At 52.5% G+C, this 21,621-nt stretch carries 22 protein-coding genes and 1 pseudogene; 9 read left to right on the forward strand and 14 right to left on the reverse strand.

What is annotated here, in order from left to right; translation table 11 throughout:
* Positions 1–129: 129 nt before the first annotated feature.
* From NLX71_RS20145 to NLX71_RS20175, 7 genes are all read right to left on the reverse strand, one after another.
* The gene (locus NLX71_RS20145; protein ID WP_254365558.1) at positions 130–1,173 is read right to left on the reverse strand and encodes an NAD-dependent epimerase/dehydratase family protein; all 1,044 of its coding nucleotides are present in this window, start codon (positions 1,171–1,173) and stop codon (positions 130–132) included.
* A gap of 54 nt (positions 1,174–1,227) precedes the next feature.
* Positions 1,228–2,202: an aldo/keto reductase gene (locus NLX71_RS20150; RefSeq protein WP_254365559.1), complete on the reverse strand. Its 975-nt coding sequence runs from the start codon at positions 2,200–2,202 to the stop codon at positions 1,228–1,230.
* A gap of 86 nt (positions 2,203–2,288) precedes the next feature.
* Positions 2,289–3,038 carry an arylamine N-acetyltransferase family protein gene (locus NLX71_RS20155; protein WP_254365560.1) on the reverse strand — a complete coding sequence of 250 codons (750 nt, stop codon included), beginning with the start codon at positions 3,036–3,038 and terminating at the stop codon, positions 2,289–2,291.
* 196 nt (positions 3,039–3,234) lie between these two features.
* A complete protein-coding gene (locus NLX71_RS20160; protein ID WP_254365561.1) occupies positions 3,235–4,293 on the reverse strand; it encodes a hypothetical protein in 1,059 nt (352 codons plus the stop codon).
* A 57-nt stretch (positions 4,294–4,350) separates the two neighbouring features.
* Positions 4,351–5,340 carry an ABC transporter ATP-binding protein gene (locus tag NLX71_RS20165; RefSeq protein ID WP_254365562.1) on the reverse strand — a complete coding sequence of 330 codons (990 nt, stop codon included), beginning with the start codon at positions 5,338–5,340 and terminating at the stop codon, positions 4,351–4,353.
* Positions 5,341–5,365: 25 nt separating this feature from the next.
* Positions 5,366–6,472 (reverse strand): glycosyltransferase family protein, encoded by a 1,107-nt coding sequence (locus tag NLX71_RS20170; RefSeq protein WP_254365563.1) that lies wholly within the window; start codon positions 6,470–6,472, stop codon positions 5,366–5,368.
* Positions 6,473–6,493: 21 nt separating this feature from the next.
* A complete protein-coding gene (locus tag NLX71_RS20175) occupies positions 6,494–7,864 on the reverse strand; it encodes an ATP-grasp domain-containing protein (protein ID WP_254365564.1) in 1,371 nt (456 codons plus the stop codon).
* Between the two features lie 422 nt (positions 7,865–8,286).
* Here NLX71_RS20175 and NLX71_RS20180 point away from each other — a divergent pair, with 422 nt between their 5' ends.
* Together NLX71_RS20180 and xerS are read left to right on the forward strand one after the other, a co-directional pair.
* Positions 8,287–8,775 (forward strand): PCYCGC domain-containing protein, encoded by a 489-nt coding sequence (locus NLX71_RS20180; protein ID WP_254365565.1) that lies wholly within the window; start codon positions 8,287–8,289, stop codon positions 8,773–8,775.
* 284 nt (positions 8,776–9,059) lie between these two features.
* Positions 9,060–10,139: a tyrosine recombinase XerS gene (gene xerS / locus NLX71_RS20185; protein ID WP_254365566.1), complete on the forward strand. Its 1,080-nt coding sequence runs from the start codon at positions 9,060–9,062 to the stop codon at positions 10,137–10,139.
* A gap of 41 nt (positions 10,140–10,180) precedes the next feature.
* On the opposite strand, the gene NLX71_RS20190 is transcribed toward xerS, so the two are convergent.
* Both NLX71_RS20190 and NLX71_RS20195 read right to left on the reverse strand, forming a co-directional pair.
* Positions 10,181–11,422 (reverse strand): Stk1 family PASTA domain-containing Ser/Thr kinase, encoded by a 1,242-nt coding sequence (locus tag NLX71_RS20190; protein WP_254365567.1) that lies wholly within the window; start codon positions 11,420–11,422, stop codon positions 10,181–10,183.
* Positions 11,423–11,963: 541 nt separating this feature from the next.
* Entirely contained in the window at positions 11,964–14,360 is a 2,397-nt protein-coding gene (locus tag NLX71_RS20195) for a penicillin acylase family protein (RefSeq protein ID WP_254365568.1), read from the reverse strand.
* A 356-nt stretch (positions 14,361–14,716) separates the two neighbouring features.
* Between NLX71_RS20195 and NLX71_RS20200 the strand changes: the two genes are divergently transcribed.
* Entirely contained in the window at positions 14,717–15,310 is a 594-nt protein-coding gene (locus NLX71_RS20200) for a YdeI/OmpD-associated family protein (protein WP_254365569.1), read from the forward strand.
* A 172-nt stretch (positions 15,311–15,482) separates the two neighbouring features.
* On the opposite strand, the gene NLX71_RS20205 is transcribed toward NLX71_RS20200, so the two are convergent.
* Positions 15,483–16,163: an SOS response-associated peptidase gene (locus tag NLX71_RS20205; protein WP_254365570.1), complete on the reverse strand. Its 681-nt coding sequence runs from the start codon at positions 16,161–16,163 to the stop codon at positions 15,483–15,485.
* A gap of 173 nt (positions 16,164–16,336) precedes the next feature.
* On the opposite strand from NLX71_RS20205, the gene NLX71_RS20210 reads away from it, so the two are divergent.
* Positions 16,337–17,209 carry an aldose epimerase family protein gene (locus tag NLX71_RS20210; RefSeq protein WP_254365571.1) on the forward strand — a complete coding sequence of 291 codons (873 nt, stop codon included), beginning with the start codon at positions 16,337–16,339 and terminating at the stop codon, positions 17,207–17,209.
* Positions 17,210–17,247: 38 nt separating this feature from the next.
* On the opposite strand, the gene NLX71_RS20215 is transcribed toward NLX71_RS20210, so the two are convergent.
* Positions 17,248–17,418 (reverse strand): hypothetical protein, encoded by a 171-nt coding sequence (locus NLX71_RS20215; RefSeq protein WP_254365572.1) that lies wholly within the window; start codon positions 17,416–17,418, stop codon positions 17,248–17,250.
* A 35-nt stretch (positions 17,419–17,453) separates the two neighbouring features.
* Positions 17,454–18,098, reverse strand: coding sequence for an NUDIX hydrolase (locus NLX71_RS20220; protein ID WP_254365573.1), 645 nt, complete (start codon positions 18,096–18,098; stop codon positions 17,454–17,456).
* A gap of 359 nt (positions 18,099–18,457) precedes the next feature.
* Here NLX71_RS20220 and NLX71_RS20225 point away from each other — a divergent pair, with 359 nt between their 5' ends.
* From NLX71_RS20225 to NLX71_RS20235, 3 genes are all read left to right on the forward strand, one after another.
* Entirely contained in the window at positions 18,458–18,721 is a 264-nt protein-coding gene (locus tag NLX71_RS20225; RefSeq protein WP_254365574.1) for a DUF2533 family protein, read from the forward strand.
* A 154-nt stretch (positions 18,722–18,875) separates the two neighbouring features.
* Positions 18,876–19,301, forward strand: coding sequence for an SRPBCC family protein (locus NLX71_RS20230; RefSeq protein ID WP_254365575.1), 426 nt, complete (start codon positions 18,876–18,878; stop codon positions 19,299–19,301).
* Position 19,302: 1 nt separating this feature from the next.
* A complete protein-coding gene (locus NLX71_RS20235; protein WP_254365576.1) occupies positions 19,303–19,683 on the forward strand; it encodes an ArsR/SmtB family transcription factor in 381 nt (126 codons plus the stop codon).
* A gap of 69 nt (positions 19,684–19,752) precedes the next feature.
* On the opposite strand, the gene NLX71_RS20240 is transcribed toward NLX71_RS20235, so the two are convergent.
* Together NLX71_RS20240 and NLX71_RS20245 are read right to left on the reverse strand one after the other, a co-directional pair.
* Complete coding sequence (locus tag NLX71_RS20240; RefSeq protein WP_254365577.1) at positions 19,753–20,109, reverse strand: hypothetical protein; 357 nt, start codon at positions 20,107–20,109, stop codon at positions 19,753–19,755.
* Between the two features lie 98 nt (positions 20,110–20,207).
* Entirely contained in the window at positions 20,208–20,711 is a 504-nt protein-coding gene (locus tag NLX71_RS20245; protein ID WP_254365578.1) for an SMI1/KNR4 family protein, read from the reverse strand.
* 99 nt (positions 20,712–20,810) lie between these two features.
* Here NLX71_RS20245 and NLX71_RS20250 point away from each other — a divergent pair.
* Both NLX71_RS20250 and NLX71_RS20255 read left to right on the forward strand, forming a co-directional pair.
* Positions 20,811–21,356 (forward strand): annotated as a pseudogene (locus NLX71_RS20250) (serine/threonine protein kinase); the annotation flags it as partial.
* A 55-nt stretch (positions 21,357–21,411) separates the two neighbouring features.
* Positions 21,412–21,618: a spore coat protein gene (locus NLX71_RS20255; RefSeq protein WP_254365579.1), complete on the forward strand. Its 207-nt coding sequence runs from the start codon at positions 21,412–21,414 to the stop codon at positions 21,616–21,618.
* Positions 21,619–21,621 lie beyond the last annotated feature (3 nt).

Genomic DNA, 21,621 nt, shown 5'->3' on the forward strand with positions numbered 1-21,621 from the left:
CACTACCAAAGTGTTGGAAAAACATGTCTATTTGTCAAACCTCAAAAAACCAGTATCTGGTTAATCAACAGGCGTGATCATTTATATCACCTCAAGCTAATTGTACCTTATTTCTTTATTCAATGAATGTTAATCTATACAGATCACACCAGCTTCGCGCAATTCATTTAGCATCGCATCGTCTTTGTCATCATCATGACCAATTTCCTCCGGCAGATGAGCCAGTTCCCAATCAATCGTTTTTTTCAATCCTTCCTGAAAGGAGAACATTTCTCGGTAGCCCAGTTCCTCCCGAATTCGCTTGGATTCGACGATGATATTTTGTTCTGTGCGCAAGGGGATACCTAGCTCATCTGGAAGGTGACCGGGAGGAACTTGGATGACTTTACCTTGCCAATTCAGCTGGTCGCCAATAGCCTGAATGAAATCTAGCATCGTTCTCGTCTGAAGCTCTGCTATGTTGTAGAGGCGTCCTGCTGCACGCTCATTTGTTATCGCTAATGCAATGCCATAAGCGACATCCTCCACATATCCGTGAGTCCAGAGCCAATTTGAATAACCTTCATCCAGCAAAATAACTGGTCTGCCATCATGCAATGGCTTCAATTTGAAATAATGAAATAGTCTATGCTGTGGATCATTTGGTCCGTAAACCGCGGGCAGGCGTACAACAGTTGCTGTTAGGTAAGGGTCGTTCATGACCATCTCTTCCAGAGGAATTTTGTCATAACGATTGCACCAATCATCGGGATGCTTGGCGGGGTCTTGGTAAGGGTAACGATTGTTTCTAACCGCAGAAGCTTCCGAAATCGGCAATGGCTCTAACGGCCCGTTGTCAGCCCGTCGTACGACACCATAGGCGCGATAAACATCGTGACTGCTGATCATCACAAGCCGATTTGTAATGCCGCGGAATGTATGCAATACGGGCACGATGTCTGTTTCTGTGTATGCAATCATATCCACTACAACGTCGGGAGACAAGGATTGAAATGCCGCCTTGTGTTGCTCCAAGTGCATTTTGTCCCCGTATATGTGCTTTACGGTGGAAGGCAAGTCGATTTCAGTCTTGCCACGATGGAACAAGGTAATATCATGATAGCCCATGGCATGAAGATGGCGAATCACGTATGGTCCGATAAAGTTAGTTCCTCCAATAATGAGAATTTTCATTCTGGACACCTTCCAATGATTTTTTTATTAGAACGTTTTCGCAGAACGCTGAGCTTACGGCATCGTGCGGCCCCGTGAGGCGACGTAGAGCGTGTACCATTCTTCCCTCGTAAGCGTGACCCGCTCCGCTTCGCCGCAAGCCCGGATGCGATCGGGACGCACGGTGCCGATCACCGGCTGGATGCCTGCGGGGTGGCGCAGCAGAAATGCGAGCACGATCGCTTCCGGCGATACGTCCTTCTGCTCGGCCATACGGCTGACCAAGGCTGCGGTGGCCCGGACGGATTCCGGCTGCCCCGACAAGTCGCCGCCTGTGAACAGGCCCCGCGCGAGCGGACTCCATGACTGGATCTGGATATGTTCCATCTGGCAAAATTCCATCGTCCCTTCCGGGAACGAGACGCCGGTGCCCTGCGGCTGGTTTAAATGTACGCCTGCATCCAGCCAGTCCAGCTTGAGCAGACTCATTTCCAGTTGATTCGCGATGAGCGGTCGCCGGATCGTAGACTGCAGGAAGCGGATTTGCGCCGCGCTCATGTTCGAAACGCCGAACGCTCTCACTTTCCCCGCTTCGTGCAGCCGCTGGAACGCTTCCGCCACTTCTTCCGGTTCCATCAGCGGATCGGGCCGGTGCAGCAGCAAAATATCCAGCGTCTCGATGCCGAGCCGGCTTAAAATCCCGTCGACACTCGCTTCAATATGCTCCTTCGAGAAATCGTACCGCCCCGGAACCCCCTCTTCCTCGAAGCGGATGCCGCATTTGGATTGAATGATGATCCGCTCCCGCAGTTCGGGACGCTCCTTCAACACTTGACCGAACACTTGCTCGGCCTTGCCTTTGGTGTAAATATTCGCGTGATCGAACATATTGATGCCTGCGGAGAGCGCCGCCTCGACCGCTTCGTGCGCCTGCTTGACGTGTTCCGCCGTGTACGGCTCCCGGTCCCAGCTTCCGCCAAGCCCCATGCAGCCGAGCACAATCCGGCTGGCGGGAAATCCGTGTTTATGTAATGGAATGGGTTTGTTCATTGGTAGTTACGCTCCTCTGTCTTGTTCTCGCGAGTCTGTCGTTATTATATGTCATGCTCGTGAACCGCTGCAATGGTGCGCCGGACTTAGGGAGCAAGAAACCGTTCCAGGATGTCGTCGATGCGGCCGGCTTCGATTGTCTCTTTGGTTTTAGTCGGGCCGTCGACCACGGTCAAGGAATGATCGAACAGCGTCATCCGGCCTGCCTCCGTCACTTTCATCAAAAAATACACTTTGTTGAACGGCGATTCCGGGGCGTACTGCGTCACGTCGCACACCTCGGCAAAATCCTCGAGCTGCTTCGGTTCCAGATCAAACCTGTACAGGATGTTCCAATCCCGCTCCTCCTTCTTTTCCAAAATATATCCGTTCCGCAGCTCGGGATACGGACTGATCCGATAGAAGCCGTCTGCGTCCTGAATCTCCTCCCCGGTTATGGGCACCGGACGGCGCGGGGAGTTGCCGCCAAAGCCGACGTCAACCAAATAGGGTCGCCCTTCCAAACGAACGAGATTGGTGGCATGCGAGCCTTCCGTCCCCCATTTCCCTTCTCCCTGATAGACGGTTGCGGCAATCATATGAGTCTCGAACCCGGTCCGGCGCAGCAGCTCGCTGAACAGCCCGTTTAACTCGTAGCAGACGCCTCCCCTGCGCCGGTTAACCAGTTTATCGAAGAGGTCGCCGGTCCGAAGCGCGATCGGAATGCCGTGCAAAATATCTAAATTTTCAAAAGGAACCCGGGTCACATGCCGCTTTTGCAGCTGCGTCAAGCCTTCCAAGGTCTGTTGAACAGGCTCTGCTACTTCGATGCGCTGCAAGTAAAGACGTGTATCCATGTTCATTATCCCCCTTTTCTTATTTTTGGAATCCATGCTGCGTTCGTCGCGACGCACGCGGGAAGTATCGTGTCGAACCTATCGTTTCGATCTAGTATATGTCGAAGCGCCGATCGGTTCAACCACGAAAATGCGGCTCCAAACCGCGGCGCATGAAAAAACAGCCGCCCGCAAACAGCTGTTTTCCTACACTTGGCTATGTCCCTACCGGCTGTCCCGATTCCACGTGCTTTAACAGCCGCTCCAGCAGTGCCGGCTCTCTTTCCTTAAACGCCTCCAGCTTGGCGGGCATCTTCGCGAAAATCCGCTCATCGCCCTTCGTTTCCGCGATAGCCAGCTGATCGCGCAGCAGCTTCGCCTTGTTCGCAAGCTCTTCGAACGAACGCAGCAGTTCTTCGTCCTGTTCGATGATGCCGTGCTGCGCAAAGTACCGGATTCGGTCCGCCATCACCTTTTTGTGCTCCCAGAGCAAATGCAGATGCCTTACGCCGTTGGGCGACACCAACGAAGGATACTGCTCCGCTGCGGCTCTGAAGTACATCTGGAGATACTCGTATGTCGCCAGACCGAACACTTCGCCGTCCGGGTTATAGTTGATCCGGTTCAAATGAGTCTCGCTGTTCAAATAATCGCGCAGCTGATCCGCGACCGCCACCGGATCGAACGCAAAGGGATGCTCCCCGTTGAACCGGTAAAAAAACGTATGGTGATCCGCCGTAAGCCCGCTTTCGATAAGCCGCTTCATCGATTCGCAGGCGCTTATGAAATCCTCGAACGGAATTTTGAGGGTCCGGTACACCAGATGGCCATCGAACATCGAGACGTCGAACGTTTGTTCCTTTAGATCGTATCCGGAGAGCATCAGATGATGGGGAAAGGCGTCGCCCCCATAGGCGGGGCCGATCGTAATTTTCGATTCGTCGATGAAGACGATCGCATAATAGCCTTGGCGAATGCGCCCAACCATAAACTCGACAAGCTCATCCGGCCGAAAGCCGGACAGCAGCTCATAATTGACCGCGCAGGTCAAAAGAAACGGATTGTTGAAATTCAGCTCGTTCGGCTTGCCCCGGAAAAAATCGAAAAAAAACTGCTGCCGTTTCTCAAGAAAATGCTTCGTGCACGATATTTGGATGAAATTGGTATAGTACCAAGGCAGCGTCTCCGCGTAATTGTGCGTAATCGATAACGTGTACGCCCAACGCAAGAAGCCTTTGATCGGCGGCGGCTGCAGCGGCAATTGATACCGACTCATAACATAAACTCCCCCCTTGCCTTCCTCAAGTAGATGCGGTTGTTTTCGCTTGCGGGGTTATCCGGTAGCTGCTTCTTTGCCGTACAGCTTGGCAATGCTTTCTTCAAGCGGGAGGTCCGCCACCGTGAAATCGACGACCGGAAACCGGTCGAGCAGCATCCGGGATACCGGCTTCAACTGCTCCTTCGGCAGCTCGATGACCGCATGATACGAGTCGCGCTTCGTGACGCGGCCGAGCGTTCTCAGATTTTCTTCCGGCACCGGCTCGGAAAACTGAACGTTCAGCACCTTGACTTCGTTGAACATCTCGTTGATTTTCTTGAAATCGCCGTCGTACAAAATACGGCCTTCGTTAATGACAATCGTACGCTTGCAGACGTCCTCGATATCCTTCATATAATGGCTGGTCAACATCAAGGTTGCCTTGAATTGTTCGTTGTAATAGGTCAGAAACTCCCGGATCTTCTTCTGCGAGATCAGATCGAGGCCGATTGTCGGCTCGTCCAGAAACAACAATTTGGGACTGTGGATGAGCGCAGCGATCAGCTCCATCTTCATCCGTTCGCCGAGCGACAGCCGCCGGACCTGCACATGCAGCAAATGCTTCACATCCAGCATCTCCGACAGCTCGGCAAGCATCCGCTCGTAGGCGTCATCCGGAATCTGGTAAATGCATTTGTTCAGGTAAATCGACTCGATGGCGGGCAAATCGACCCACAGCTGATTTTTTTGCCCCATCACGAGCGAGAAGATGCGCTTGAATTCTTTTTTGCGCTCCCATGGCGTATGCCCGAATACCGAGGCTTCCCCGCCGGTCGGATGAAGAATCCCGGAAAGCATCTTCAGCGTCGTCGTCTTCCCGGCTCCATTCGGCCCGATGAAGCCGACGCATTCCCCGGAAGCGATCTCGAACGAAATGGACTTGACCGCTTCCTTCGTCAATGTTTTGCGGGCAAACAAATTTTTCAAGGAATGCCGGAGCCCCGCTTCCTTCGTGTAATAATCGTAGGCTTTGTGCAGTCCGCTCACCCGGATCATCCGTTCCATGGCGTCCTCCTGATTGTAGAATGGTTTAGACATAACGCTCGTTTGGAGCCGTATCCCATTCCCTTCCGTAGTGGCAGGCTGTACTGCGCTGCTTTCGCAGCCGTTCGTGGCAGGCCTGCAAAGACGCGGCCGGAAATCCGGCCTCCTCCCAATCGTCATAGCCGATGCCGAATCCGCACCGCTTCCAAAAGGCGGCATTGCTCTCCTCGTGATATCCGAACGGCTCCAGCAGCAGCAGCGGCGTGGCGTATCCCAGCGAATCGTTCAAGGTAGCGCCCCCCGGCTTGCTGATAATCGCCCGGCTTAAGCGAACGAGCTCCAAATAGGAAGCGTAGTCCGGCAGCCTGCGCCGTTCGATCGTCCCCTGCCGCCTCACAAGCTCCAGCATCGGGGGATACGTGTATGCTCCCCCCGTTTCCTTGATCCACGGACTCCACTCGGAATCCACCATAAAATAGCGGGTTTCCCCGTCATCCTCCTGTACTTCGCTCTCATCATACGCAATGATATCCAGCCGGCAGCCGCCGCTCCGCAGCCGCTCGATTTTGTCCCGGTAGGTACCGATCCCCCAGCCGCCGCCATGAATCAGAAACCGGTCGTTCCGTTCCTCGAAGGACGCGGCCTCTGCGTCCGGCGGCGCGATCCAATAACTGGGGCTGCCGAGCCCGGGATCGTAAAACTGCACATGGCGGTACGCTTGGTAGGAAGACTTATACACCTTATACGAAGGGGTATCGCAAGCATCCATATGAATCCATTCGATATGGACGGGAAAGCCCACAACCTCCTTGTAGGCTTCCAGAATAGGCAGCCAAAACCCCGTAAATGCAATAAACATCGCGCAGCCCGTTTGCCGCCAATACGCGTGAAGCCCGCGGACCTCCGAATCGTCGAGATTCGGACTGATGTCCTTGGCCATCCGATGCCCGGTCAAGGCGACGGAAAAATTGTTGTGAAACGCTTTTTTATACCCGTTGATTTTGCTGCGGGTCTCCTCGCGATAGAGCGTTTCAAGCACCTGTACTTCCGCCCGGATATGTTGGCGCGCAAGGGTTTCCCGAAGATGTATCGCAGGAATATAGGCGCCGAGCGAATTGCCCGAGGCCAACAGCGTGATCGTGTCCTTGGTCATGGACAGCCCCCTGTCCTTCCGTTAATGGAATACTGTCACCGAGAGGTCATGCAGCACTTGCTTCAACCGCTCCAACGCCACTTCCCGGGTCTCCTCCGTCTGTTTGATCACCGACACGTACAACCGCCCTTTCGGCTTCGCCGAAGACCGCCCGCCCGGGCCGCCGTTCACAGTTAACGTCCCGGAGGATAGCGGCATGATGCCGCTTGGCCGCAGCGGGGTAAACAATAGCTGCTCATCCTCCAGCGCTTGAAGCAGCCGGTCGAAGCGGAATCCATCCGGCAGAGCGACGGACAGATAGGTAAGCCAGCCCTTGAGGCTCCAGCCTGCAAGCAGCCGGTCCAGATGCGCATTGATGAGCCCCATCGACATCCGGGCGTTAACCTCGACGATCGGGACAAGCTCTCCGTCCTCCAGCACCATCGAATCGAAGCAAACGTAGCCGAAATAGCCGTCGAGATGCAGCTCGCGCAGCGCCGCCTCCAGCATCCGGAAGTACCCTTTTTGTTCGAGGGAGTTCACAAAGGCGGCTTCCGTCGTGACGGAGCCGCCGTAATTTTGCTGGCGGTTTATCATCCGCTGCACAGAAATCAGTTCTCGGGAGCCGTCCGGCTCAAGCAGCCATTGACTGGAGAAGTCGGCTGCCTTGGGCAACAGCGGTTCGAGCAAAAAGAGCGTCTGAGAGCCGGCTTCTTCTTGCTTCCGCAAGTGCGAAACGATCCGTTTCAGCAGCGACGGGCTTTCGATCAGCAAATTGCCTTTGCCAGATACGCCGAACGGGTCCTTGATCAGAAAAGCGCCTTTACGCAGCAGCTCGGTGCCGTATTGCTCCACTTCCTCCGCACTCATGGCCGGTGTACCGTAAGCGTGCAGTCCCGTGTCCTCCAGCAGCCGATGGTGGTACAGCTTGGAGTTCACACGCTTCACCACAGCCAAATCCGGCAGAGGGTTGGCGAAAACCACCTTTCCCGCATACTCTTGCGCCTCCTCGGTTATCGCGTACGGCGCAAGCGCATACGGCTTGTCCGCATTGCAGCCGGGGATTCCGTCTTGGGGAGCGAGCTTAAAGATGCACGACGCGAAATCCTGCGAGCGCAGCGCTTCTTCGGCTTCCGGCGAAGTCAAGTCCACGACGCCGCGGTGGTGAAACGAAACGCCCAGCCTGGCGAAATAATCCAGCAGCGCTTCGTCGATCCGGCAGCGGGTATACAATATATCGTTAGGTCCGCACAGCGGAAAAAGCAGTTCATCCATACAAAGAACGATCCGGTCCCTTTCCGGGTCGGGAATCCGGGGCAGCATCGACAGCAAAGGATCTCTCCAACGCGTTTCCGGGTCAAATGTGCCCATGACCGTTTTGCGCACAGCGACGGCAGATTTACTCGACAGCATGATTAATGCCCGCCACCGGAACACACCGGTTTAAGAAATCGATAAACATGCCGATGGAACGAAGACGAAAATCGTTGTTCAAATCCGTAAACACATCAATTCCCTCCTCTTGGCATATAAGGTACTTTAGGCTCATTCCTTTTCATTATGGCATACCGGTACGGCGATGACGAGGGATAAATTTCCACTATTATGGGATACAATCCATTTTGTTTTACGGGTTAAGGGGGAATCATTTGCACGAAGGATGTTGCAAGTGAGAGGCGTATAGGCCGAAAGACCTCGTTGATTTTCGTCCATCCTCCCAAGGGACGGGGACCGTGCCCGTACCAAAGCGAGCCGGGGCAAAGCTTCTTTTGTCATGGTATACACGGGTATGGTATAATTCAATCGAATATAGCGAATGCGACGAGGTGAACCCATTGTTTCGACGTACAACAGTAATTCTGGCTTTAACCGCCCTTCTGCTGATCCTGAGCGCTTGCGGCGGCTCCAAGGCGGCGAAGGAGTCTCATGTTCTGCATAAGACGCCAAGCGGCGATTTGCAAGAGAAGACGGCTTCGCTGACCACGCTGCCCTCCTTCTTGGACAAGCAGCCGGAGCAGATGAAGAAAGTGTATATGATCGCGGCCCAAACGAAGGACCTGCTGCGCAATATTCCCTGTTATTGCGGCTGCGGCGAGAACGCAGGGCATCAAAGCAACACGAACTGCTTCATTAAAGAAACCGCCTCCGACGGTTCGGTCGTGTGGGACGATCACGCCACCCGCTGCGGCGTATGTCTGGAAACTGCCGTCAAATCGGCGCAGTTGCAGCAGCAGGGCCAATCGGCCAAACACATCCGCGAGCAGATCGACAAGCAGTATCAAAAAGGCTTCGCCAAACCGACGCCGACTCCCCTGCCCTCCTAAATTGCACGCAAGTCAGAAAAACGCCGCTGCTTGAACTTGAAATTCAAGCAGACGGCGTTTTTTGCATCGGCGATTGCCGGGAAGAAAAAACATCCCGCCAAATTGACAGACCTGTTCCTGCTCTCCCATAATAAATTAAGAACCCGGAAATATTCAGGATCTCGCTCAATAAGTTTACATAATTTTTATTATGTAAACAAAATGCGTAGTGTCGACTATTCCTTGGACAATTTCATTACATAATATTTATTATGTAAACTAATATGCATATGGAGGCGGTTCGCATGAATATTATTAAAATCAAAGACCGCAGCGAGCTGGAGAAAAAATTGCCCTCCATGCCGTGGTATGTAGAGAAATTCATCAACTATAAGCTGCCCGACCTCTCCCCTTCCTCGCTGCTCGAATATGTGCGGGACTACGATACCTTCTTATCCTGGCTGCTTGCGGAAGGCTTGTCGTCCGCGCCAACGGTAAAGGACGTGCCGCTCATCGACCTGGAACGGCTGCATATGGACAGCATCGACAATTTCAAAATGTTCCTCGCCACGCGCAAAGAAAATTCGAACGGCAAGACGACGATTGCCCGCAAGCTATCCTCGCTGCGGTCGCTGTTCCATTACTTGAGCCAAATTGCCGAGGACGAGAACTTCTATCCGCTGCTGAAGCGCAACGTGATGGCCAAAGTCGAGATCAAGCGCACGCACAAGCCGAAGGATACCGCGGCCAAGCTGGAGGGGAAGCTGCTGCAGGAGTCGGAAATTGCGGAGTTTATCGAGTACGTACAAACCGGCTATCCGGTCGATGTCGCCAAAAACAAGCAAGCGCTGTACTCCTACGAGCTCAACAAGGTTCGCGACGTCTGCATCATCAGCCTTATTCTTAATTCAGGCCTCCGCGTATCCGAGGTTTTTAATCTCAATGTCGAAGACATCGACTTGAAGAAAAAGCTGACGTATGTATACCGTAAAGGTAAAAACGACGATACGTTCAAGACGCCGGTTTATTTCCGGCAGGAAGCCGTCGATTCCTTGTCCGCGTATTTGGAGCAGCGCCAGCTGAGATACAAAGCGCCCAAACGGGAAAAAGCCCTCTTCCTTGCCGTCGCCAACGGCAAAAAAGAAGGCGAACGCATGACCAAGCGCGCCATGCAAGAGATGGTGATCAAATACGCCAAACGGTTCGGCAAGCCTTATTTGTCCGTGCATAAGCTGCGCCACTCGTTCGCGACCGACTATTATCTGCGCAACGATCTGTACAAAACGCAGGAGCAATTGGGACACGCGTCACCGGAAACGACGCAGCTCTACGCCCACCTGACCGATAAAACGATGGCCGTAGCGATCGACAAGCCTTCGGAATAACGCCTGCAAGCCGGTCCCCGTCTCGCTCGGGGCCGGCTTGTTTATTGCTGCTTTCCTTTGCTTACCCAATATTTGATCTCGGTGCCTTTGGGGACCTGCGTATGGGCATCCGGCTCCTGCTTGAACACCGTGCCTTCCCCGCGTTCGTTTACCACGATGGCGAATTCGAACCGCAGTCCGGCCGCTATGGCCTGCTTGCCGGCTGTATCGTTCTGCAGCCCGATCAAATTAGGCACGATCACCATTTTGTCATCCGCTTGTTTTTGATTTGGGTCACTTACAACTTCAGGCCCGGCCGGCTTGTCGTAGGTATGATGCGACGGCTGCACGGGAGCGCGATGCTCGGTTTGGACCGGCGAGACGCCTTTGCCCGAAGGCTCCTCTTGATCCTTCCCCAGCCATACAAAAGCTGCGGCCCCTCCCAAGCAGGCAATGGCCGTTCCGACCAGAAGCTTACTGCCTGCCCGCCCCAAGCTTCTCCTTGGCGGTGCCTCCTCCTCTTCGGCCGGATCTTCCTCTTCATACGCTCTCTCCGGTTCTGTCTTTTCCCGGACTTGTCTATCCCGCACCGGCTCGGACACCTCCTGCCTGATGGCCGTGTCCTGCCGCAAGCTCTGCAGCACGAGCATAAACGAAGCCAGCGTCTCCTGATCGTTCCACACCCGGCGCAGCGTGGCAATCAGCAGCTCCTGTTCTACGCTCGGAATCGCCGCAAGCGCCTCGCGAAGGCCGTGCTCTATCGTATCGAACGAAGCCGGGATTGATTCGGAACGGGTCAGGATCTGGTACAGCAGGCAGCCGAGACCTTGAACGCCGCGCTGCGCGTCTGTCCCTTTTTCCCAATAATTAATGATCTTGAGTTGACCGTCATCGTTGAGCCACAGGTTCGCCGCATGTACGGAACAGCCCGATATCCCTTCCTCTAACGCATCCATCAGGCCTTTGCCAAGATCGAGCACGTTGGAGACCGCTTCCTCCGGGGTAAAACGATGCCCCTTCAGCTCTTGGATAAACGGCTTGCCGTCGAACGTCTTCAGCACGGCAAAAATATAATTTGGCTCCATCCCTACATCAAGAATATGTAAAAAACGATTGTCGCTAAGCGGCGCAACCTCCCGCAGTTTGCGGATATACGCCTCTTTGGCGGCTTCGTCCGTGCTTTCCACGACGAAAAAAACGACGTCTCTTCGTAAAGGCAAATCTTTCCCACTGTATAGCATTCCGCTTAACATCGGTAGAATCGGCTCGGTAAGCACGTAACGTTGATTGATGGATTTCTCCATGGAAACCTCCTTCAAACGTTATCATTATAGTATTCGGTGGCCGAATGATTTTTTCGAGGCATTTTTATGACAAAGAGCATAAACGTGTCGAAATTTATTATAAATGCAACTAAATATTAATGACATTTATAATCAATCAGATTAATTGTCAGTGTTGCCCGTTATGCAGATCAATCCTCTTCTCATTCTTCCGCCGTGACGACAAGCATGGCCTCCGCCCCCCACGGTTTTTAAATTTCCTGCTATTATAACATATTTGACCAGCAACTTGCTTGTACCTTTGAAGTAAACATAATATTTATTATGTAAACCAAATCCGCCCGAAAGTTAATGTCATTAAAAAAGCGGCTGCAACCCCGTATTTCAACCGGAACGCGAAGCAGTACCAGAAGAAAGCGGATTATGTCACCTCTTCTCTTGTCAATGTCAAAAGAAAAAGCATCCCTAACCACAATCGCGGTTAGAAATGCTCCTTCGCGAGCCCCAAAAGCCCATAAACGCGGGAGTGTAAACTCCCCGCGTTCATCGGGTCCCGTTCTCTCTAGCGCGGACGGAGGACAAGTGTCCCTTTCGTATGAGCCGTGACATCCGCCTCATCGAAATACATCGTTTTGTAGCGGCCGGCGAGCCACATGGAGGTTTGATCCGCATAATGCGCGCTGCCGAGCTGACCGGAGGCTCCCATAATCATGATTTCCTCCGATGCGTTTATATTGGAAAGATCGGCCGTGAAGCGCCACGGAGCCCCGGCAACCACCTTATAAGGCCATTGCTTTCGCGAAAAAGAAGCGGCGCCAACGGTAACGTTGCTTCCTCCGTACGGGTGCGGACCGTCGTTAAGCATCAGATTGAGCGGTTTTATGGCTCCGAGCGGATGCTCAAACGTCACCGTATGCATGGCCCCCCACAGCCATTTTTCCTGCCTGTCGCCAAACTGCTGCTTCAAGAGGCGAAGAGCCTCCTCAAAGCCGTCGAGCAGCGCCTGCTCCACCGTGCCGCCGGTGCCCTCCAGCCATTTCTTGTTTTTGCCCGTGAACAGTTCGTTTACCGAGGTAAGGCTCAGTCCGGTTGTCTGGAAATCGGCATAGAGATCCGGTCCAAGCTGAGGCTCAAACAGCTTCTGCATCGTCTTGTCCAGCGTTATGTGGAATATGGACGGACCGACCAGATCGGGGGCGTCGACCGGATGATCCCGCATCCATTCCTCCAACGTGTGCAGCGCCTGCTGCTGAGCTGCGTTCCAGGAGCCGCGTTTCAAAATGGGCAGCCAGATATCCCGATATTGGACGGCCTGCAAATTTTTCCAATCCCCTTGCATGCGCTGCATGTCTTGGAGCGTCAACTTCGCTTTCTCCCGCAGCATCTCCTGAATCCGATCGGCGCGGTACGATTCCGACCAGTTGTAGGTGATAAAGTGCGGGTACTTGTCATCGACCACACGGTTGTTGGCGGTAGCGATGTAACCTTCCGGAGGATTCCAAGCGTGCGGCAGCTCCTCCCATGGAATATACGACTTCCACTCGTATTCGTCGGTCCAGCCGGGCACCGGCTGCATGCCGTTGCCCTTGCTGCGGATCGGAATCCGTCCGTTTGCCCGCCAGCCAATGTTCCCCTGATCGTCCGCATAGACAATGTTCTGGGCGGGCGCGGCAAATTGACGCATCGCTAGTTCAAACTCGTCGCGGTTTTTGGCTTTGTTCATCATGAGCCAAGCCGTGATTTCGTTGCCGTGTCCGGTGTCATAGGCGGTCCATCGGAGGGCCAAAGGCTGGTCGGACTGTTCCGACAAACCGATCTCCTTGACGATGTCCGTAATAATGGGGCCGTGCCGGGTAATTACCGTCTCGCCCCGAACGGGCTCGGCCCTTCCCTTGACGCGAAACGTTTCCTTAATGACGGTGGCGTCCTCGTAACGGCCCGCATATTCGAACTGGTGCGGATTATTAGGATTCGGCTTCTCCATGTACAGGTCCTGCACGTCAGGGTTCAAATTGGTAAAGCCCCAGGCGATATGCTCGTTATGTCCGGCTACGACACCGGGCAGTCCCGGGAAGATCACGCCGGTTACGCTGTACTGCCCGGAGACGCTCAGGTGGTTTTGGTAGAAAATCGAAGGCGCGCCCAACTGCAGATGCATATCGTTGGCGAGCAGCGGCTTGCCGGTTGCGCTCTTGCTTCCCGCCACGACCCAGTTGTTGCTGCCGAGCCCCTCGCCGGGAATGCCGTATCGGCGCGACGCGTGCATCAGGTCGGCAAGCTTCCGCGCGTCCCCGTCCTTCAGCGAGACGGTTCCCCCTTCCACCAGCTTGACCCCCGGGACGAGCGATTCCGTTTTTTCGACACCGAGCTTCTTCAAGGACGAAGCCATGAACAGCTCGGTGATCGCGTTATCGCCCAGATACCATGCCATGTTCTTGCCGACGGCGATCGAATCGTTGATCTGCCATGGCTCGAAAGGAGCGCCGGTCAGCGTATACTCGATCGGCAGCGGACCCGTTTCCCGAAACGCATTGACACCGTCCGCATAAGACTGCAGCGCTTCCTTGGTTCGTTCATCCAGCTTCGCAACCAGTTGATCGGCCATTCGCTTGAAACCGATCGTACGGTTAAACCGGTCTCGCGGCAGCAAGGCTTCTCCGAACACTTCGGCCAGCGTTCCGCTGACGGAACGACGCGCCAGCTCCATTTGCCAGAGGCGGTCCTGAGCATGGACATACCCTTGCGCAAACATTAAATCGCGCTCGTTCGAAGCGTAAATGTGCGGAATCCCATAATCGTCCCGCACGATGGACACCGGCTTGGATACGCCCAAGATCAGTTCGCCGTCGGTCTTCGCGAGCGAATGGCGGACAAACCAATAGCTGCCTCCGCTTGCGATGACCCCTAACGCCAAAACACCGGATAAAGAGAACAGCAGTATTTTTTTAGCTTTGGACAAGGTAACCTCCCCCTTTAATGATGAATGATCAGTCCTCCAAATAGGCCGACACAAATACTATATATTCCCATTAGATGTGTATATTTCCTCCTTTCTCTGTGCATTTTCTTTTTTTCTTTTCATTGCAATACGCAACCTTAACGATAAATACTTTGCCAACCCTCCGTTCATACTAAATTTCAAACGCTGGAAAAAAGAAGACGATTGGCATGATTTCGCTGCCTTGATAGCAAGGAGTACGAAAACACAACGTCGAATAAAAAGAATAGGTTAGTCTCTTCATACCTGATTTTCTGTCTAAGATACGAATGTTCTTGATTGTCAGCTGACGAAAAATTGAAGAGGAGTGTTTCTTGATGACAACTAGTAGAATGAATCCTAAAGTTGACGAATTTTTAAGCAAAGCTAAAAAGTGGAAGGAAGAATATGAGAAGTTGAGACAGATCGTTCTTGACTGCGAGTTGACCGAAGAATTTAAGTGGATGCATCCTTGTTACACGTTTGAGGAAAAAAACATCGTTTTAATCCATGGATTTAAAGACTATTGTGCGCTTCTGTTTCACAAAGGCGCCTTGTTGCAGGATACCCATGGGTTTCTAATCCAACAAACGGAGAATGTACAGGCGGCGCGCCAGATTCGGTTCACCCATGTTCAAGAAATCGTTGAAATGGAGCCCATCTTGAAAGCCTATATTCATAAAGCCATTGAAGTTGAAAAAGCCGGTTTGGAAGTGAATTTTAAACAGAATGCAGAATTAGTCATTCCTGAGGAACTTCAAAATAAATTCGAAGAAAACCCTGCCTTGAAAAATGCTTTTGAAGCATTGACGCCGGGACGGCAAAGAGCATACCTTCTTTATTTTTCTCAACCCAAACAATCCAAAACCAGAGAGTCAAGGATTGATAAATACATGCAGCAAATTCTCGATGGAAAGGGATTAAATGACTAATATATTGATTTAGAACTCCTTTTTGGATCGCGGCAATCTTATGAAAGTGCGCCGTGATCGCGCACGCAAAAAAGCCGGGGATGAATCGTCCGTTAAGGACGCCCCGGCTCCTCTTACGTTTTGCCCTCCCCAACAGATCGGCACGCCGTCACAGGCTCGCCCCCTCCCGGTCTTACCGTCTGAGGAGCGCATACTTGGCGGGCCCCGCTTCTTCGACGCATTCCTCCGACTCCACAAGAGGGTCCGCTACCCGAAGAGAGACCGGGTACGCATGCATGCGCTCGGGCGCGTAAGGCCGGAGCAGCGATTGCAGCCTGTCCGTTTCTCCGTTCATGGCCGGATCGAGCCACGTCTCGACGTCCCGTTCGTCCAAAATGACCGGCATCCGTTCGTCGTAATCGAACACCAACCGGTTCGACCTCGTCGTCATGACCGTGCAGGTGCGGGTTTCTCCGCCCCGTGAATCCTTCCAAATCTCATACAGCCCGGCCATGGCGAAAGCGCCCCGGTCCTTCATGACGATGCGAATCGGCCGTCTTGTTTTACCCTCCGTTTGCCAGACATAAAAGCCGTTGCCAGGGATAATGCAGCGCTGCCTGCCGAACAGCTTGCGATACGCCGGTTTTTCGTGCACAACTGCGCTGTCGGCATTCACGGCGTCCTTCCCCCAGAACGGGATGAGCCCCCACCGGTGCTCCTCCAGCATCCGGCTTTCCGCCCCCCGGACAATTACGGCCACCTGCTGTGTCGGCGCGATGTTATATCGCGGCTTGTAAGCGCAGGTCACCCGGCCGATCCGATAACGCTCCGACAGCTCCGGCAGCTCAGCCGTCAACGAAAAACGTTCGCACATAAAGAACACCTCTTGTTTTTTAATTCCAGTATCTTCATGTGTGGAATTATTATGCATGACGGAACGGCGACTTGCCGGTAATTTCGGATTTTCGTCATGTGCGCAAAGCGTCCTCGTAGAACAAACGCCGATCGTTATGGTAAAATAAGGGGAGACAAGAAAGGAGACGGACCATGAAACCATACGAAATCCGAACTTACCAAGATTCCTGCGAGATTTACGAGTTGATCGAGCACAGCACCCGTTCGTGGTTCAAAATCGCCCCGGAACGCGGCGGAATTGTCATCAGCTTCGGGACCAAAGGTCAGGAATTGCTTTACTTGGACAAAGCGACGTTCGACGATCCGAACGCCAATATCCGCGGCGGCATTCCGGTGCTGTTCCCGATTTCCGGGCAGCTCGCGGAAGGCGCCTATGAATGGAACGGACAGCGCTATAGCATGAAAAATCACGGCGTCGCCCGCGTCCGCCCTTGGCGTGTCGAATCGACGGATACCAGCGACGGCGCCGCCATTACGTTGACGCTCGCCAGCGACGCGGAAACGCGGGAATCGTACCCGTTCGACTTCGAGCTTCGCTTTACCTACCGGTTGCGAGACGGTCAATTGACCATTGAGCAGGAATACCGGAACGGCTCGGCAGAACCGATGCCGATGTACCCCGGATTTCATCCGTATTTTGTCGCCGACCGCAAAGCGCTCGCATACGAAACCGACGCGACGAAATACTTCGACTACAACGACGGTACGGAAAAAAGCTATGACGGCCGGGTCATTGATCTCGATAAGCTGCCGGAATCGGTCGTTTTCCTGAACGCGCAGCGACGGGACATTACCTTCAGCCCGGCGGAGCGCTTGGTCGTGCGGATGACGTACGGCGAGCCGTTCAAATATGTCGTGCTGTGGTCCGTAAGCGGCAAAAGCTTCGTCTGCGTCGAGCCGTGGATGGCCAAGACCGACGAGTTGAACCGGAAACAAGAGCTGGTGGAAGTGCCGGCGGGCGACGTGCATCGGACGTTCTTGACCATCAGCCGTGTGTCCGTATAACAGATAAAAAAGCGGGTATCCCCATCCATGCGACCTTCCTATGGAATGTCGATGATGACGGCGTTACCCGCTTTTTCTGCAATACAACTGTCGAAAAAGTCTGAAAAATCGAAAAACGAATCGAGTTGTGCGCTTACCCGGGAAATATGCCGTTCATTTCCCAGCTCTGCTTCATTTCCCAATTGTCTGTTATTGCCCCACTCCCCCACTCTTGGTCATCCGAATGCGGATGGGCGCTCCAGGATCAAAGAGCGGATTGTCCAATCCGGTCTATCGCCTTCAGCACCAGCTCATAATAAGCCCCCGGATGCGGAACGAAATCCGCAGGTCCGACCGTCCGCTCGACCGGCACCAGCACACCGTTCTCATCCGGTGCGATGCCTTCGATCCGGATCGGCTCCGATAATGTGCCTTGAGCCAGCTTCCGTACTTGCTCAAGCGGAACCTGGTATAAGCCCGTGACCTCCTCCGGCTGTAAGCGATACCGGGTGAGCGGCTGCCGATTCACATGTACAAACACATGGCAGAACTCGCGGTCGATGCACGCTGCGGAGATGACGTCCTCCTCGGCAAACAAGCCGCAGGGAACCAATGTATCGAACGGAATGCTTAGTCCAAGCTCTTCTTCCAGTTCCCGCACACCGTCTTCGACTCCTTCGCCTGACAACAGATGACCGGCGCAGGACGTATCGAGCAATGACGGAAACGTATCTTTGCCCGGGTGCCGCTCTTGAAACAGCAGTACCGCGCCCCCATCCGCAGGGTCCACAATCCAGCAATGAAACGTTTGGTGCCACAGCCCCCAAGCATGAACCTCGGAGCGGGAAGCCCGTCCCAACGGATTCATACGTTCGTCAAAAATGTCAAAGATTTCTTCGCTTGGCGTCATACGTTGTTCCTCCTCAGCGGGCTAAAACTCGTTGCATCCTTCCGTATCACGGCAACCGATTCCTACCCACGTACCGGGTCCACCCGATTCGCAAGCTCCCGTTCTTATTTTCAAATAACGTTTCTATCATAACCGCTCGGCGAAAGTGCTGTAAATCGCTGTGCAGTGCCTATTTTTTCCACTTGCCTCCTCCGCTCTGTGAAGAGTGGCGCAAAATGCCGTTCCTCCCGTCTCTATTAAGCCTGCTTGCCGGATACGTGGAAGTACATCGTCATTTGTTTTTGCGGCATTGTCACGCCAAGCCCCTTATAGTATCATAAATTTTATCCAATTCCGGTCTGCTAAAGGAGCTGCTAATCTTGAAGAATGTCCATGAAGCCATCACAAACCATACCCGTAAACAAAACGCGCACTTGGAACGTTTTCTTGAACTGGAAAACGAACGGGAAACTGCGATTGAAGAAGCGATCGCCTTGTGCATCGCCGGCGAACCGTTCAACGTCGATGCCATTAACGCGGCGACGGACCGCATCAACCGGCACGCCCGGAACGGCATTTCCCCGACCCGGGTTCATGTCACCCCGGATATGGTGCGCGAAGCCGCCCGTAAACAGATGAAATAATATCAACAAGTCGCCTGCAAAGCCCGGAACCTTTCGATGAATCGATAGGTATTCGGGCTTTTTGTGACCAGTTTTTTCCTTGTCTTGACATGAAACCTTTTGGTTTCATATAATACGGATGTTCGCACCCACTCACATCGGAGGAATGAATCATATGGAAAACAATATGCAAAATACGCTGCCGGAAATTCGCAGAACCGCCCTGCTCAAAGCGCCGATTCAAAAAGTATGGGACGCCGTCGCCACGTCGGAAGGCATTGCCGCGTGGTTCATGCCCAACGATTTTCAGCCTGTCCTCGGTTATGAATTCCAATTGAACGCCGGCCCGTTCGGCATGTCCCCCTGCAAAGTAACGGAGCTCGATCCTCCGAACCGCCTTTCGTTCCGTTGGGGGAAAGATTGGACAATTGTGTTCGAGCTGACGGAGAAGGACGGACAGACGGAATTTACGCTCATTCACTCCGGCTGGGACGCCGACAAGGTTACCGAATTCGGGCAACCGCATCAAGCCGTACGCGACACAATGGACAAAGGCTGGGGCGGCATTGTGCAGAAGCTCGTTACCTTCGTCGAGGGCTGACATGGCTGACCCTTCGCGCAAGCCTGATGTCTTTCAGGCGATAGCCGACCCGACGCGCCGCCAGCTGCTCAGCATGCTGGGAGAGCGGGAAATGCCCGTTACCGTGATCAGCGGCCACTTTCCGATGAGCCGGACGGCCGTATCCAAGCATCTGCGCATTTTGGCTGATGCCGGACTGGTCAAAGAAAGAAAAGTCGGCCGCGAAACGCGGTACCGGCTGGAGCCCGAGCCGCTGCTCGAATTGAAGCGGTGGCTGGCCTATTACGAAAGATACTGGGACAACAAGCTGCTGGCGCTGCAGCGTTTTGTCGAAGGCGACGAAACGGATGGCACGATCGCCCTCGTTGCTCCGGAAGAAGACGGTACCCGCACGGCAGAATAAGGTTTCACGAGAAAGAGAGGCGCTTCCGCAGCCTCTCTTTGCTTTTTCGCAATGCCGTGTAAACTAGACTTATGATGTTGCATGTTCATCAAAACGTTCAGAAACTTGCGGGTCATACAAAGGACAACCATATTTCAGTAAAATATCTATTAGTTTATTCATATCGTCGCCAGATACACCATAACAATCAACTCTCACAAATTGTTCTGTTGTGAATAGTTGAAATGCACCTTTACCGTCTTTTTCAAAATCATGGTTAGTGATTGTCCAATCGCTAAACTCTTCTTTAATATCCTTAATAATTTGAGATATTGGCAAAATCTCTAATCCATCAACAAAGTCGCCATCGCTTAATTTTTCGTATACTTGTTGATTATCGAGATAAATACCTTCTTTGTATTTCCAAAAGTCTAAATCATAACTCATATCCACGCCTCCAGATATTTAAAGTTGCTACGATAAATAATAGCCCTTACCTCCACCAATTTAAAAAATTTAGCATAGCCACATGAAACTAAGAAAATTTAATCGTTTTTTAGGTAATCCCAATAAACTGCATTATTGATTGCCTCATCACATGCAATGCCTTGCTCAGCCAAATCAAATATAAATTCTTTAAAATTGCTTGCAATGATTTCTAAATCATCAATAGTCTCCACATAAGAATCATGTGGCAAAATAGCAATTTTACCAGTTTTTTTTATGATGCAAACTGTACTCCCGTCACCTAACCCGCCGATAGGAAAAACATTATCTTCTGAAATATTGATTTCTTCTTCATCTGAATACTCTGCTATAAATCCAGGATATGCCCATGTTAATTCCTCTAAAGTGTAAACCCAGGGGTCAACAAAATGACAGCCACCAAACTCCTTTAATAAATAGCGATAATCCGCAGGGATTAGATTAAATTTATTTTCAAAATCAGTTAATTCCTTTTCAGATTCAGGGCGATACTTATGGTGAGGGTCAATAATAGTGCCGTATGCTTTTTTTAATAAATTTATCTCGTCTATTGATAATTCCATTAGTGCTACTCCTGTTCAAACTATAAATTTTCCCTAAATATAACATAGTTTTGCTTTTGCGTACAAAACAATTCTAATGAACAATTGCTTATAGCAGCCGTATTCGACTGGTTTGACGGCGAATGTCTGCATTCGCATTGGTCCTTTCCCCCGCCGCAAAAATATACGCATCCGGATTCTCCGTTTTTCCGTTTCCGGCAGCTGTCTGTCGAAGAACGGCTACGTTCGCTGGATTGTATCTTTTCGTTCCACGTAGATGTGGAAGCGAGCGGTTATGTCGCTGTCGATTTTTATGACGGCAGCATCTTGTACGATTTCAAAAATAACGTGACGAAAATTTGCGATATTGACTTTTACCAGAAAAAGCCTTTTATCAATACGATGGGCCGGTTATGGGGCTCCTCCCGCTTCATGTCGCCCGAGGAATTTGAGCTCGGCGCAGACATTGACAAACGAACCAATGTTTTTAACATGGGAGCGATCGCGTTCGGCCTGCTTGGCGGGGAACGGGATCGCTCCTATTCGAAATGGGAAGCGGGCGAGAAGCTGTACGAAACGGCTCTGCGCGCCGTTCGTCCGGACCGGAACGAACGCTACGCTTCGGTTGCCGAGTTTTACGCCGCTTGGAATGCTGCTCGGGTATAGGCGGAAAATGTTAAGGAAACCCTAACCGTGTTCAAGCAACCGGAGGTGATTCCCCATGACCAAACTAACGTTGGCTCCGCATGAAATGATGGAGGTTCACGAGTTGTTTAATTTTAAAACGATCTGTCTGGCCAAATCGAAAATGATGCAGGGACTCGTTTTTGACCAAGAGCTGAAAGCCTTAATGCAAAAGGACGTCGAGCATTCCGTCAAAGCGCTCCAGGATCTGCAAAGCCTTTATCCTGCAACCCCAATTCAATAAAAC

The organism is Paenibacillus sp. MZ04-78.2 (assembly GCF_024213375.1).
Lineage (GTDB): Bacteria > Bacillota > Bacilli > Paenibacillales > NBRC-103111 > Paenibacillus_G.

Coding starts and splice junctions, on each gene's coding strand:
- NLX71_RS20145 (WP_254365558.1), bottom strand. CDS start 1,173: ATGAAAATTCTCATTATTGGAGGAACTAACTTTATCGGACCATACGTG.
- NLX71_RS20150 (WP_254365559.1), bottom strand. CDS start 2,202: ATGAACAAACCCATTCCATTACATAAACACGGATTTCCCGCCAGCCGG.
- NLX71_RS20155 (WP_254365560.1), bottom strand. CDS start 3,038: ATGGATACACGTCTTTACTTGCAGCGCATCGAAGTAGCAGAGCCTGTT.
- NLX71_RS20160 (WP_254365561.1), bottom strand. CDS start 4,293: ATGAGTCGGTATCAATTGCCGCTGCAGCCGCCGCCGATCAAAGGCTTC.
- NLX71_RS20165 (WP_254365562.1), bottom strand. CDS start 5,340: ATGGAACGGATGATCCGGGTGAGCGGACTGCACAAAGCCTACGATTAT.
- NLX71_RS20170 (WP_254365563.1), bottom strand. CDS start 6,472: ATGACCAAGGACACGATCACGCTGTTGGCCTCGGGCAATTCGCTCGGC.
- NLX71_RS20175 (WP_254365564.1), bottom strand. CDS start 7,864: ATGCTGTCGAGTAAATCTGCCGTCGCTGTGCGCAAAACGGTCATGGGC.
- xerS (WP_254365566.1), top strand. CDS start 9,060: ATGAATATTATTAAAATCAAAGACCGCAGCGAGCTGGAGAAAAAATTG.
- NLX71_RS20190 (WP_254365567.1), bottom strand. CDS start 11,422: ATGGAGAAATCCATCAATCAACGTTACGTGCTTACCGAGCCGATTCTA.
- NLX71_RS20200 (WP_254365569.1), top strand. CDS start 14,717: ATGACAACTAGTAGAATGAATCCTAAAGTTGACGAATTTTTAAGCAAA.
- NLX71_RS20205 (WP_254365570.1), bottom strand. CDS start 16,163: ATGTGCGAACGTTTTTCGTTGACGGCTGAGCTGCCGGAGCTGTCGGAG.
- NLX71_RS20210 (WP_254365571.1), top strand. CDS start 16,337: ATGAAACCATACGAAATCCGAACTTACCAAGATTCCTGCGAGATTTAC.
- NLX71_RS20220 (WP_254365573.1), bottom strand. CDS start 18,098: ATGACGCCAAGCGAAGAAATCTTTGACATTTTTGACGAACGTATGAAT.
- NLX71_RS20230 (WP_254365575.1), top strand. CDS start 18,876: ATGGAAAACAATATGCAAAATACGCTGCCGGAAATTCGCAGAACCGCC.
- NLX71_RS20235 (WP_254365576.1), top strand. CDS start 19,303: ATGGCTGACCCTTCGCGCAAGCCTGATGTCTTTCAGGCGATAGCCGAC.
- NLX71_RS20240 (WP_254365577.1), bottom strand. CDS start 20,109: ATGAGTTATGATTTAGACTTTTGGAAATACAAAGAAGGTATTTATCTC.
- NLX71_RS20245 (WP_254365578.1), bottom strand. CDS start 20,711: ATGGAATTATCAATAGACGAGATAAATTTATTAAAAAAAGCATACGGC.
- NLX71_RS20255 (WP_254365579.1), top strand. CDS start 21,412: ATGACCAAACTAACGTTGGCTCCGCATGAAATGATGGAGGTTCACGAG.